Annotated in this window: 13 protein-coding genes; 4 read left to right on the forward strand and 9 right to left on the reverse strand. The window is 61.2% G+C overall.

Annotated elements, in window-relative coordinates; genetic code table 11:
• Nucleotides 1-76: 76 nt before the first annotated feature.
• On the reverse strand, nucleotides 77-1,558 hold the full coding sequence (locus HJD22_RS00395; RefSeq protein WP_208654918.1) for a hypothetical protein: 1,482 nt from the start codon (nucleotides 1,556-1,558) through the stop codon (nucleotides 77-79).
• 598 nt (nucleotides 1,559-2,156) lie between these two features.
• Here HJD22_RS00395 and HJD22_RS00400 point away from each other — a divergent pair.
• From HJD22_RS00400 to HJD22_RS00415, 4 genes are all read left to right on the forward strand, one after another.
• On the forward strand, nucleotides 2,157-2,816 hold the full coding sequence (locus tag HJD22_RS00400) for a GntR family transcriptional regulator (RefSeq protein WP_208654917.1): 660 nt from the start codon (nucleotides 2,157-2,159) through the stop codon (nucleotides 2,814-2,816).
• A gap of 203 nt (nucleotides 2,817-3,019) precedes the next feature.
• Nucleotides 3,020-3,820, forward strand: coding sequence for a creatininase family protein (locus HJD22_RS00405; RefSeq protein ID WP_208654916.1), 801 nt, complete (start codon nucleotides 3,020-3,022; stop codon nucleotides 3,818-3,820).
• A gap of 76 nt (nucleotides 3,821-3,896) precedes the next feature.
• On the forward strand, nucleotides 3,897-4,202 hold the full coding sequence (locus tag HJD22_RS00410; protein WP_208654915.1) for a ferredoxin: 306 nt from the start codon (nucleotides 3,897-3,899) through the stop codon (nucleotides 4,200-4,202).
• A 151-nt stretch (nucleotides 4,203-4,353) separates the two neighbouring features.
• Complete coding sequence (locus HJD22_RS00415; protein ID WP_208654914.1) at nucleotides 4,354-5,013, forward strand: GntR family transcriptional regulator; 660 nt, start codon at nucleotides 4,354-4,356, stop codon at nucleotides 5,011-5,013.
• 15 nt (nucleotides 5,014-5,028) lie between these two features.
• On the opposite strand, the gene HJD22_RS00420 is transcribed toward HJD22_RS00415, so the two are convergent.
• The 8 genes from HJD22_RS00420 to HJD22_RS00455 form a co-directional block, all read right to left on the reverse strand.
• A complete protein-coding gene (locus HJD22_RS00420) occupies nucleotides 5,029-5,319 on the reverse strand; it encodes a DUF1330 domain-containing protein (RefSeq protein ID WP_208654913.1) in 291 nt (96 codons plus the stop codon).
• A gap of 78 nt (nucleotides 5,320-5,397) precedes the next feature.
• Nucleotides 5,398-6,231: an aspartate dehydrogenase gene (gene nadX, locus HJD22_RS00425; RefSeq protein ID WP_248730037.1), complete on the reverse strand. Its 834-nt coding sequence runs from the start codon at nucleotides 6,229-6,231 to the stop codon at nucleotides 5,398-5,400.
• Nucleotides 6,228-6,566 (reverse strand): 2Fe-2S iron-sulfur cluster binding domain-containing protein, encoded by a 339-nt coding sequence (locus HJD22_RS00430; RefSeq protein WP_208654912.1) that lies wholly within the window; start codon nucleotides 6,564-6,566, stop codon nucleotides 6,228-6,230. The genes nadX and HJD22_RS00430 overlap by 4 nt, the downstream gene beginning before the upstream one ends.
• A 35-nt stretch (nucleotides 6,567-6,601) precedes the next feature.
• Complete coding sequence (locus HJD22_RS00435) at nucleotides 6,602-7,618, reverse strand: 2Fe-2S iron-sulfur cluster-binding protein (protein WP_208654911.1); 1,017 nt, start codon at nucleotides 7,616-7,618, stop codon at nucleotides 6,602-6,604.
• Between the two features lie 127 nt (nucleotides 7,619-7,745).
• Nucleotides 7,746-8,225, reverse strand: a complete 480-nt coding sequence (locus HJD22_RS00440; RefSeq protein ID WP_208654910.1) for a heme-binding protein — start codon at nucleotides 8,223-8,225, stop codon at nucleotides 7,746-7,748.
• 42 nt (nucleotides 8,226-8,267) lie between these two features.
• On the reverse strand, nucleotides 8,268-9,722 hold the full coding sequence (locus HJD22_RS00445; RefSeq protein ID WP_208654909.1) for an aldehyde dehydrogenase family protein: 1,455 nt from the start codon (nucleotides 9,720-9,722) through the stop codon (nucleotides 8,268-8,270).
• Nucleotides 9,723-9,848: 126 nt separating this feature from the next.
• Nucleotides 9,849-10,580 (reverse strand): TenA family transcriptional regulator, encoded by a 732-nt coding sequence (locus HJD22_RS00450; RefSeq protein ID WP_208654908.1) that lies wholly within the window; start codon nucleotides 10,578-10,580, stop codon nucleotides 9,849-9,851.
• A gap of 454 nt (nucleotides 10,581-11,034) precedes the next feature.
• Nucleotides 11,035-12,540 (reverse strand): tripartite tricarboxylate transporter permease, encoded by a 1,506-nt coding sequence (locus HJD22_RS00455; RefSeq protein ID WP_248730038.1) that lies wholly within the window; start codon nucleotides 12,538-12,540, stop codon nucleotides 11,035-11,037.
• Nucleotides 12,541-12,557 lie beyond the last annotated feature (17 nt).

Here is a 12,557-nt window from a genome sequence, read left to right on the forward strand (position 1 = left end):
CGCGTTTGTCGCCATTGTTAAAGTCAGAGAGGCCATGCCAGGATGGACTCTCGTCTTGTCGACCTGTCTGGCGCTGCTATAACAGTAGGATGGCCAGGCAGGAAGCCACGCCAATCCCGGCGATGACCGGCACGAAGTTGCGACGCACCAAGGCTGCCGGGCTGACCCCTGCAATGCCGGCATCCGCCGCTACGCCGAACGCCCAGGCCGCCAACGTGCCGCCACCGGCGAAGATCGCTGCCACTTGGCCCAGGGCGGCCAGCACATGGACGTTGACATCCGCGCCAGTGCCCAGCGCCCCCGACAGCGAACCCACTAGCGGTAGTCCGGAGAAGCCGGACCCATCCATTCCCGAGAGCAGGCCGATGAAGGCCATGCCGAATGTCAGCAGGAAGGCGTTGCCGTCAATGTGGCGGCCGATGTTGTTGCCGATGTCAAACAGGTAGCCGGCCGAGCCGGCGCCGATTACCTCCGCGGCATGCTCCGGATGGCCCAAGAAGAAGAAGCCGGCGATAGGAATGATCGGTGCGAATATCTTGATGGCAAAGAAAAAACCATCGCGAGTGTAGCTGCTGATGCCGTCCAGAGCATGGTGACCGTGCGAGGCGAGAGAGGAGAGCACCAGCAGCACGGTGGCCGTGCCGCCGAGCAGTGCGGTGGCGCCGCCGCCGCGAATCGCTTGATCGGGCAGAAACAGGGCGCGGTAGATCATCATGGCCGCGATGCTGATCAGTATAGTCGGCACCGCCACGGCAAAGAAGCGAGCGCAGGGGCTGGCGTCGAAGGGCTCCGAAATGGTGGCGGGCTGCACCGCGGCCGCGTTCACGCTCGCTGCCGGTTTGGGTGTGAATATCTCGTCGCTCTTCGGTGCCTTCAGCACGCCCGAGCGCATGTCGCGGCGCAGCTGGATGCAGGCCAGCGTCACGGCGACGATGCCTACGGTCAGGGAAAACAGCATGGTATAGGGCACCAGGGCGGTGGTTTCGACGCCGGCGGCGCTAGCGGTGAGACGACTGGCGCCCTGGATGACCGGATCGGCCGACAGGGCCATGCCGTGGCCGAACAGGTTGACCGCCATGGCTGCGCCGATCGCCGGCAGCCCGACCTGCATCGCGACCGGAATCAGCACGGTGCCGACCAGCGCCACTGCCGGAGTGGGCCAGAAGAAGGCTGCCGCAACATACATGGTGATGCCGACCACGAAGAATGCGGTCCAGGGGCCGACCATCAGCCTTTTCATTGGAGCAACCATGAGGCGGTCGGCGCCTGAGTGCTGCAGCGACTTTAGCATGGCCACCATCAAGGCGATGACTAGCATGATGTCGAAGAGTTCGACCCCGGCGTTGAGCAGGGCCCGAAAGACCACCTGAGTGGCGAATATGGTCTGATTGAGTGCACCGTCGTGTGGCGCTTCGGCTAGCATGCCCAGCATGAAGATGCCGGCGATGGAAGGGATGATAACTCCCTTACGGAAACCGATGGAGACGAATATCGCCAGGATGACCAGCAGGAATATCCAATGCGATGCCGTGAGTTGTATTTGTTCCAATTGTTCCATGTTGTTGCACCATGTCGTGTCGTCAGGCTTGGGGGTTGTAGTTATCGATGCTGCTTTACAACTTTTTCGCTGCGCCATGTATGCCGGAAGCGGTGCTTACGTCTCATAAGCATGAGATGGCGATTAGGATGAGCTCACTCGTATCGTCTGCCTCCTAATCGCTCGCAATGTCGCCGCTCGCTGGTCGCGGGACGAATGTCCAAAAACCTTGGCACGTTCCTCCCTGCGGGACTAGAACCGCCCGCATGGGCTGGAGGCAGTGTGGCGCAGAGCCTCCATTTCCCGAATGCCAATCGTCGGATTAACTGGCGTCCGCTCAAACATGTCGCAAAATCAATTTCTGGTGTACCAAATTGGGGCATAAAGGGTAGTCTCCCGATTTCATTGATTGGCATTATAAAAGAAGGAGGGATAAATATAGTGACGCTTAGCAAGCGTAGCTAATGGCCTTCTTTCGCATTTATTGTTTAAAAACAATATCTTAAATATCTATTTTGAATATGTTTTTGTCTTTAAAATCGATTATGACTTAGATTATGCCTCTGTTAGGGAAGGCGTCAAGTAAGGTATACCAAATTCCAAAAGGTAGAGGTTCTGCATGGCGAGACACGGTAACAGCAAGCCAGAGGCGACAGTGGCAAGCCGTATCTATGAGATCCTGCGCCAGGATCTACTCAACGGGAGATTCGAGGCGGGCAAGAGATTGTCGATTGTGTCTTTGAGAGAAGCGTACCAGGTGGGGCTGAGCCCGCTGCGCGAGGCGCTAAATCGCCTGGCGGCGTATGGTCTGTTGCGCCAGGAGAGTCAACGAGGCTTCCGCGTGCTCGAACTATCCAGGGATGAGCTTGCCGATATCACGGAGGTGCGTCGTCGGCTGGAGGGCATGGCATTGGAGCTAGCCATCCGGCACGGCGATGCGGAGTGGGAGTCGCAATTGTTAGCGGCCTGTCACCGACTAGTGCGCGCTGGCGATCATACCTCGCTGAGCGAGTGGGAGGCATTGCACTTGCGTTTTCACAACGCCCTCATCGCCTCCTGCGGCTCAGCATGGCTGCTGCGCTTCATCGCCCAGCTCCACGATCAGTTCGACCGCTATCGGCGGGTTGCGCCTCGTGCTCTTGAGCTGCGCCAGCGGCTTAATAGCCAACATCATGAGCTGGTGAACTTGGCGTTGGCGAGGGATGCCAGACGCGCCAGAGCGGTGATCGAGGAGCATATCGTGCTTTCCAGCGAAGTGGCGAGGCGCAGCTGCCTCTAGCGCGGTGCCGGAGGCGGCGCGATGCGGAAGGGCCGATTCGGCAAGTGGCGATTGGTGAAGCGACGTGGCTGGCGAGATTATTCATGGGGGGCTTTACAAGGGAAGGACATTTAGCTAGTTTATGGTATACCAAGTGCCATTGGCGAAAACGACTCCTGCGTCCGACCCCTTGCTTCCCTGCAGGAGCCAAAGGAGAGAACGGGATGAAAAGCTACATTCTCACAGAGATGACCTGGCCGGAGGTCGAGGAGGCGTTGCAGCGCGTCAGGATGGCCATCGTGCCGGTGGGCGCCCACGAACAGCACGGCCCGCACATGAACGAGAGCTGCGATGCGGTGCTGGCCACCGAGATGGCCAAGCGGCTGGCGGCGCGCTTGCATCCCGATGTGCTGGTGACGCCCACGGTCAACATGGGCGTCTCGCCCCATCACCTGAATTTTCCCGGCACCCTGAGCCTGCGCCCGGAAACGCTGATCGCCGTACTGCGCGACATGGTGATCTCCCTCAAGCGCCACGGCATCGACAGAGTGCTGTTTCTCAACAGTCATGGTGGCAACCAGGCAACGCTTAGCCTGGCCTGCGCCACCTTTTCCCAAGAACTGGGAGTGGTGTGCTACTACGCCAAGACCACGGCGTCCGCCAAGAAGGCGATGAAGGAGCATGTTCATTCGACGTTATTTGGTCACAGCTGCGAGCGAGAGGTGTCCGAGGCGCTCTACATGGCTCCTCACCTGGTGCGTCCGGAGCGGCTCGAGAAAGGCGATATTGTCAGCGGTGGGCGCTGGGAGCGGATGCGTCCGGGCAACCCCATCCAGGGGTTCTACCGTTACGAGGAGATGACCCGCAACGGCTGCATAGGCGATGCCACCCAGGCAAGCTATGCCATTGGCAAGGTCATCGTGGAAGAGGCACTTGAGGAGCTTTCTGCAGCAGTACATGCGCTACTGAATGAGCGCGCCGAATCGAGACAGGCTTCACCGAGTGAGCGGGAGTTGGCCAGCTGATACTGCGTTTGTGGTTGCTGCCAGCATTCACGGCTGACGATGCCACGACGACCCATGACAACAAGAGGGCAACGATATGTTTATTATCCTGACAAGCAAGCTGGACGAATACGATGCCAGGCCGGGGCAAGGCGTTTCCCCCATCGAAGCCTACGAGTACTTCTTCTATGGCAAGAAGAAGGCCGACTTCACCATTGCCCAGGTCGATGGGCTCCAGGGGCGCGTTAGCATCGTCGAGACCGGCGAGGGTGGGGCAACCAATAGCGTGCCGCTGAAGTTCTTCGAGCGCTTCGACACGCTCGAGGCGGCACGCAACGAACTCAAGCAACTGGTATCCTTCGGCAGTATCGATGCCCGCCTGAAGAAGGTTTCGCTGCACTGAAAAAGTCGACCCTCTGTATTGGGCCCGCTCCTGATGGTGCGGGCCTGCGCCTGTCACTACTGGTTCTTCGTGCACCAGATACCTCCTACATTGCCCTAAGTATGGTAAAATGTCGCAGTTGATTCACCGCCCAGACAGCCGCAGGTAGCCAATGGCCGACACTTGGTCCCAAGAAGACCTTTCCCCAATCCGCGACAAGGTGTACGCCCATCTCAAGGACGCCATTCTGCGGGGTGAATACAAGGCGGGTGATCGTCTGGTCGAGAGGGTGCTGGCCGATAAGCTCAATATCAGCCGTACGCCTATCCGTGAGGCGCTGTTTCGTCTCGAGACCCAGCGCTTCGTGCGCACGGTGCCGCGCAAGGGAGTCGTGGTCAACGAAATCACCCAGGCGGAGATTCTTGAAGTCTTCATGATCCTGGCATCGCTGGAGTCACTGGCGGCACGCCTGGCCGCGCAAAAGGTCAACGATGAGATCGTGGCCGAGATCGACCAACTGCTGGCCGAGATCGAAGAGGCGCTGAGCAATGGCGGTGGTGATGAAGTCGAGCTCAACGTCAAATACAACGATCTGATTGGCCGTGCCTCCGGCAATCCCAAGCTGCATGAGATGCTGGTAGACTTGAAGGATTACGTACGCGCTTTCTCCAATCTCAGCAGCGCCCTACCGGGGCGTACCAAGGAAGCCCTGCGTGAACATCAGGATGTACTAAGCGCCATTCGCAGCGGCGAAGAGGACCTGGCCGAGAGCTTTACTCGCATCCATCTCGAGAAGTCACGCATGGCCTACATGAGCCACTCCCACAACTGACAGTGGCGACGTGGTTCACATACCCTCGACAATGCGCATATCCCTGACGGCTCCATTGCCGAGCGCTGTCAACGCAGCCGCGTAAGCCTCCCCATCATGGGTCGCGCGAGCACTATCGAGATCGGGAAACTCGATGACGATAGTGCGTTCCCGCCGGCCATTTTCATAGGCGAAGGCTGCGACACCTCTTGCCAGGAAAGTTCCGCCGCCAGCGGTGATGGCAGGAACGGCAAGCCGAATGTAGCTGGCATACTGCTCGGCATTCGTGATTTCGCGATAGCAAGATATCCAGTAAGCTTTTTTCATCGCTTGAGTTCCTTGGGTACAGAGTGACGGGGGACGCGACACTGCCCGGGGCACTCGTCATGCCCCAGGCCGGCGTGACTAGCTGATGACCAGCGGCGAAGACAGGTCCTTCAAAGTCTTGGCGACGCTCATGGCGACGATGTGGCCGGTCTTGGGGTTGCTCGGCGAGGGGGTGTTCCGCACCTCGATGCGCACCTCGCCGAACCGTCCTTTGGCCGATACCTCGTGGACGTTCTTGTCGATGGAGGGGTCGATCAGCACGCGAACGTCTGTTGACTCGAAGCCTACTCCCGCCAGGCTCAGCGCCGCCGAGACGTTGACGCTCTCCGGGAACACGCGGGACGACTCACGGGCGTTGCCCTCGAAGATCACCGTCGGCTGCGTGATCGTGTCGAGATCCACTACCTCTTCGGCAAAGGTGCCGCGCCATGCCTTGACCGGCTTGCGGGTGGTCAAGGTGACGCGCTCCAGCGGCCCTTGGGCAGCGGCGGCGATGCGGTCGAGGCCGGCAATGGCCGCCGATGGCACCAGCACCCGTTTGCCGTGCCGGCCGGCGCTGGCCATGACCCGATCGAACAGCGCCTGGTCGCAGAAGGCGCCGACCGAGACGATCATGAAGTCGCAGCCGTGGGCCAGCGAAGTTTCGGCGTAACGGATCACGGCCGCATGGCCCGCCGTCTCGACTACCACGTCGGGGGCAGAGGCGAAGAAGGTCTCCTCGCAGTCGGTGAATTGGCAGCCGTCCAGGGTAATGCCGGCATACTTGGCCACATCGCGTACCAGCACGGCGACCAGGCGACTATCACCCGCCTGGCCGCCGAGTATGGCCTCGGCGACGTCCTTTCCGGCCGTGCCGTAGCCGATGAGACCTACCCGTGTCGAATGCTCGCTGCTGGCCATATCGCTGCTCACGCCTCCGCCTTGGGTGTGACCTGGCGAGCACCTGCACTACCCCCTTTGGGGGGCTCCTCCCAGGAGACCTTGACGTCGCCCTTGAGAAAGGTCTGGCAGGCGAGCCGATAACCCTGCTTGAGCTCTTCGGCCGAGAGCAGTTTCTCTTCCTTCTTCTTTACGGCATCGGTATTCTCGCGACCTTCCTCGATCAGGCATTTGCAGGTGCCGCATAGGCCACCACCGCACTTGAACGGGATGCCACCCTTTTCGCGCAGCGAGATACGTAGCAGGTTGGAGTCCTCGGGAGCGCGGATGATCTTGCCGCCGTTGGTGATGAAAGTGATATCCGGCATGTCGATTACCTCGCTAGATCCGGTGATGCCTCAGGCTAGGCTACGCTGCCTTCGAGCTCGTGGGTGAAATTGAAGCTGTCGGCATAGATACGTTCTACGTCGAGGCCGCGCTGGGAAAAGCTCGTCTTGGCGGCGGCGATCATCGGCGGTGGGCCACACAGGTAGGCATCGAAAGCGCTCAGGTCGTTGAAGTCTTGACACACGGCCTCATGCACGAAGCCTCGGCGTCCATCCCACTCGGAGTCGGGCTCCGAGAGTACCGGTACGTAGCGCAAGTTGGGCAGCGTCCTGGTCCAGTCATTGAGCTGCTCGTCGAGATAGAGATCCTCGGCGCGGCGCACCCCCCAATAGAGGGCGATAGCCGGTCGCTCGGGCTCGTTCAGCAGCGACTCGATGATGCTTTTGAGCGGCGCCAGGCCGGTGCCGCCACCCACCATCAGCAGATCGCGCGGGCTATCGGCGTCGTGGCGGAAGTTGCCCAACGGCAGCTCCACGTCGAGGGTGTCGCCGGGCTGGTAGTGAGTTTCCAGGCGACCGGTGAAATGGCCGCCTGGCACGTGACGGATATGGAAGTCGAAAAGCTCACCGCGATGGGGTGAGGCCATCGAGAAGCTGCGTGGGCTGCCATCGTCCAGCATCACGTTGAGATACTGGCCGGGATGGAAGACCACCTCGCTGGCGCTGGGAATGCGCAGCACCAGGTGGGTCACGTCGTGGCTCAACTTCTCCAGTTGCTCGATGGTGGCAACGTGGAAGTCGGCCGGAATGTGGCCCGCTGGCAGCAGCTTGGCGGTGATGGTCAGGTCGCTCTGGGCGCATGCCTGGCAGGCCAGCGCATAGCCCGCCTCGGCTTCCTCTTCGGTCAAGCCGAAGGGGAACTCGTCATACCCGACGGTGCCTTCCACCAGCTTGACGCGACAGGCCCCGCAGCCGCCGAAGCGGCAGTCATGAGCAAGTGGGAAACCGGCTCGCTCGGCGGCCTCGAGCAGCGGTTCTCCTGTCTGGGCTTCGAAGCTTTCTGAGGTGTCGGAAAGGGTAATACGGTAGCTCATGGCAGCCTCCTTGAGCGCACCCGTCTGGTCAGGGTCTTGTCATCATCGCCGCGAGCGGCGCTTGAATTCGTCAGGGGAGTCGGCAAGGGAGCCGTCCGCTTGCCGACGTCGCCTCGTGCGGACGGGCTTATTTCTTGATGTCGGCCTCGACCACCACCTCGTGGCCGGACTCGCGCAGATGATCCTGAAGCGCCTTCAGCGCGGCCAGGCCGGCCTGGGTGTCCTGTTCGCCGTTGCCGCCGCTCAGGCCAACACCGCCGATCACCTCGCCATCGACGACGATGGGGAAGCCGCCGACGAACACGGCGAACTTGCCCTCGAAGCTCCATTGGATGCCGAAGGCTTCGTTACCGGGTAGAGCGGGGCCATTGGGGGCGGTATTGAAGAGATGGGTCGAACGCTTATGGCCGGCCGCGGTGAAGGCCTTGTTCCAGGCGATCTGCGGGCCGGTGACGCGGGCGCCGTTCATGCGTTCCAGCGCCAGCGGGTAGCCGCCATCATCCACCACGCAGATGCTTTCTAGCACACCGATCTCCTCGGAGCGCTGCTTGGCGGCCTCCACCATTACCTTGGCTTCTTCCAGTTCCAGTCGAAATACCTGCTTCATGAGTCTCACCTTGTCGTCAGGTTGTAGTTATGTGTGCCGTGCTCAGCAGCCGATGTAGACGGTCTTGGTCTGGGTGAAAAAATCCAGCCCGGCGCGTCCCGACTCGCGGAACGTGGACGTGCTCGACTGCTTCAACCCGCCGAAGGGGGCGTTGACCAGGTTGCCGGTGGTGGTGCGGTTGACCTTGACCGTGCCGGCCTGGATGTCGAGTGGGAAACGCTGGATGTAGCCGATGTCGTTGGTCACCAGTGCGGCGGCGAGGCCGTAGGGCGTATCGTTGGCCTTGGCGATGGCGTCGTCGTAGTCGTCGATCTCGATCACCGCGACCACCGGGCCGAAGATCTCTTCGCGGGCGATGCGCATCTCCTGGGTTACGTCGCTGAAGATGGCCGGCGCCACGTAGAAGCCCTTGACGTAGTCGCCCTCGGTGAGGTGCTCGCCGCCATGAACGTGGGTCGCTTCCTTCTTGCCCGCCTCGACGTAGCCGAGCACGGTGTCGAGCTGCTGGCGGGTGGCCAGTGGGCCGATCTGGGTACCTTCGGTCATGCCGTTGCCGATCTTCAGCGTCTTGACCTTCTCCACCAGCCGCGTGAGGTACTCTTCTTTGAGACGACTAGCGATCAGCACCCGGCTGGTGCCGGTGCAGGCCTGGCCGGTCAGAGAAAAACCGCCCTTCACGGTCAGGTCCACCGCGGTGTCGATATCGGCATCTTCCAGCACGATCAGCGGATTCTTACCGCCGAGCTCCATCTGAGTGCGGGTGGTCATGGCCGCGGCGCGATGAATGCGCTCGCCTGCTGCGGTGGAGCCGGTGAAGGAGATCGCCTTGACGGTCGGATTGGCGGTGATCTCCTCGCCGATGGCCGAGGCGGCACCGGTAACGAAATTGAACACGCCTGCCGGCACGCCGGCGTGGTGCAGGGCCTCGGCCAGGCGATAGCCGATCAGCGGAGCATCCGACGAGGGCTTGAATACCACGGTGTTGCCGGTGATCAGTGCCGGAGCTATCTTGCGCGCCGGAATCGAGATCGGGAAGTTCCAAGGCGTGATGATGGTGGCCACGCCCAGCGGTTCGCGCTGGGTATAGACCATCATCTTGGCGTCGTCCTGGGGGAAGGTTTCGCCGGTGATGGTCTGGCCTTCCACCGCGTAGAAACGCAGGGTCTGTGCCGAACGGGCCACTTCGTCGAGGCTGTTGGCCAAGAGCTTGCCTTCTTCGCGGGTTAGCTCCTGGGCAAACTGCTCGACGTTCTCCATCAGGTAATCGGCGGCGCGGTTGAGGATCTTGGCGCGCTGCGAAATGGGTGTCTCGCACCAGGCGGCGAAGGCGCGGTCGGCCGCGCTGATGGCCTGACGGGCGTCTTCCACCGTGGAGGCCTGGAACCGTCCGAGCAGATCGTCCTGGTCGGCAGGGTTGCGGTTCTCGAAGGTCTCCCCAGAGGCGCCCGCGACCCACTGGCCGTCGATGTAATTGAGAAACTGGGTTGCGTTATCCAAGACGCTTACCTTTTTGTCGTCGCTGGCTGTTGTTGCTGACTATCGATGCTAGACCGGGTCCGTTTGTGCTCGAGCCGGGTCATCTGCCGGCCACGGGCCGGCAGATGAAAGGACCGTTCCGAATGATCAGGCGGCCATGTCCAGCTCGGTGATGGGCAGGTCGCCGACGACGTAGTCGTAGTACAGCGCGGTGGTATAAAGCAGGCGCATCTGGGCGCCGATTTCACAAATCTTCAGGCAGCGCTGCTGCAGCTCGACGGTGTCGGCATGCTCCAGCACGATCTGATAGCCACGCTCGCCATGGATTTCGTCGGAGACGATGTGCAGATCGAAGAACTCGACCTCTTCGTCGGTAAAGCCGTACTTCTCACGCAGGGTCGGGGTCTGCTTGCGATAGATCGATGGCACCTGGGACTCCAGGCCGACCACCAGCGCTGCCACCGCGACAACCGGATGCTCACGCATGGCCACGGCATAGCACCAGCTCTGCAGCCCACGGGTGGTGGGCGACATGTTGTCCGGATTCTCGACGCGCTCGCGGGTGGTGCCACAGGCCTCGGCGAAGCGAATCAGCAGGTCGGTGTGACGGTCGCCACCCAGCTCTTCCTCGTACATGTTCTGCAGCAGGAAGTCCTTGGCCTCGGTGTAGGTCTCCGGGGTGTTGGCGTATATGTAGGCCAGATAGTCGGCGAACGGGCCCACATAGTGGTAGTGGTTCTCGGCCCAGCGGGCGAGATGGTCGCGGGACAGCTTGCCGCTGGCCCAGGCCACGCTGAACGGGGCCTTGTTGGCGCTCTTGCCTTTGATGGCATCTTCCAGAGCGGTACGGAATTCGTCGCGATTCATCAACTGTGCCATGGGGGAGGACTCCTGGTCGTTACCGTGCGCCGCCTGATCCGACAGGCCGAGCGCTTGTTGTTTGTCGTCGTGGTTCCGGGCATTGGCCGGTTTTTCAAATGGCTCATGGTATACCATGAGCCATAAGGTGAGATTAGCATGCTCTCTTGGAGTGTCAAGGGATTTGCTAGATGCCAGCGAATAGGAAGGATGCGGGAAAGGGATGCGGGGAGCATGGTAGCGCCTGGCACTCTCCTTCAGAAGAGATGATTAGCGGGCTTTGGTATACCTTTGGTGGGTGTCTAGTGTGGAAATGATAGGGTCGGGGAGGATTCGTGCGGCGCTCAAGCACCGCATCGGGGCGGGCAGCAGGCATTCACCGGCGAGTGCGAGGCGCAACGAGAGGGTATGGTTTCGGCTCTCGAGGGGCGTGGTGCGTTGGCTGTCAGCCCCCGAGAACCCGTTGGACGAGTGTTCACTCCTGTGCGAGCGGTTGGCCTCGCTGCTTGAAGCGGTAGCGCAGGGCCAGCACGATCGACAACGCGGCCAGGGTCAGCAGTGCCAGCGAGATGGGACGGGTGAAGAACAGTGTCCAATCCTCGTTGGTCATCAGCGCTCGACGCAGGTTGGTCTCGGCGATGGGGCCGAGAATCACCCCCAGCACCAGCGGTGCCAGCGGGTAGTCGAGCTTGGCCAGGATATAGCCGAAGACACCGATGCCCAGCAGCAGGTAGATGTCGGTGATGCGATTGTTGAGTGCGAAGGCGCCGACCATGCAACAGGTCAGCACTACAGGCACGATGATCGACTTGGGCACGCTGGTGACCTTGAGAAATAGCCGCATACTGAGAAGGCACACTACCAGCATCATGGCGCCGGCCAGGAACATCGCCATGAACATGCCGTAGACGGTGTCGGCGTGATCCATGATCAGGCGTGGGCCGACGCCGATACCATGCACCATCAGCGCCGCCATCAATACCGCGTCCACGGCGCTGCCGGGAATGCCCAGTGCGATCATCGGGATCAGACCTCCGCCGGAGGTCGCCGAGTTGCCTGATTCCGAGGCGATCACCCCCTCGCTTGAGCCTTTGCCAAAGGCCTCGGGATGCTTGGAGCTGCGCTTGGCCTGATCGTAGGCCAATAGATTGGCGATGCTACCACCAGCCCCCGGTACTGCGCCAATGAACACCCCGACCATCGAGGAGCGAATCAGGTTGAACGGATAGGAGAGCACCTCACGCATCGCTGCCCAGGGCTTGAAGCTGATGTGGCTATCGATCAGTTGCTTGCCGGCCTTGACCTCCTCGGCGTCCTCGACCTCACGCAGTAGCTGGCTGACCGCGAATATGCCGATCAGCACGATTAGGAAAGGGATGCCCGCCGTCAACATGCGCAGGTCGAACGAGAAGCGTGTCACGCCCATCAGCGGGTCCGAGCCCACCGTGGCGATGATCAGTCCTATGACACCGGCTAGCAGACCGCGCAGCATCGATTTGCCGACCAGGCTGGCGACGATGGTGAGGGCGAACACCACCAGCGAAAAATACTCCCAGGCGCCGAGCTTGACGGCGATCATGGCCAACGGCGGGGCGGCGATGATCAGTACGATGGAGCTGATCAGAGTGCCGAAGAATGACGCCCAGATGCCGATCGCCAACGCCCTGCCGGGCTCGCCGCGACGAGCCATCGGATAGGCGTCGAAGGTGGTGGCCAGCGCCGACGGCGTACCGGGGATGCCCAGCAGTGCGGCGCTGATCATGCCGCCTGTATAGCCGCCGATATAGACCGCCAGCAGGGTAGCGACCCCCTGCAGCGCCGGCATGGTGAAGGTCAGCGGCAGTGCCAGCACGATGGCCATGGTGATGGTGAAGCCGGGAATGGCCGCGGTGATTACACCGGCCACCACGCCTACCAGCATGGTCAGTATGGTGGGCAGGGTAAATAGCTGATCGGCCCCTGCCAGAATGGATTCCATCATGTGCGGATTCCTGGGTC

It is taken from the genome of Halomonas sp. TA22 (genome assembly GCF_013009075.1).
Classification (GTDB): Bacteria; Pseudomonadota; Gammaproteobacteria; order Pseudomonadales; family Halomonadaceae; genus TA22.